Here is a 206-nt window from a genome sequence, read left to right as displayed (position 1 = left end):
TATTAACATAAGCGGCTTTTACCCCAAGAGCTTGCAGTTGCGTTACTTGGTAGTGCATTAGCGATATAAGGGGAGATATAACAATAGTAACGCCTTCGAGCACTAAAGCAGGAACTTGGTAGCACACCGATTTACCTCCACCGGAAGGGAGTAATACAAGCGAGACTTGGCCGATAATAGCAGCATCAATAACTGCTTTATGGCCG

Annotated in this window: 1 protein-coding gene; it reads right to left on the bottom strand. The window is 45.1% G+C overall.

Going from position 1 to position 206, the window contains the following annotated elements; translation table 11 throughout:
* A partial coding sequence (locus tag V6260_RS19640; protein ID WP_341595653.1) for a DEAD/DEAH box helicase occupies window positions 1-206 on the bottom strand: 206 nt, incomplete at both ends.

The sequence above is a fragment of the Pseudoalteromonas aliena genome, from assembly GCF_038155085.1.
GTDB lineage: Bacteria > Pseudomonadota > Gammaproteobacteria > Enterobacterales > Alteromonadaceae > Pseudoalteromonas > Pseudoalteromonas aliena_A.
This window is presented reverse-complemented; position numbering and strand designations above follow the sequence as displayed.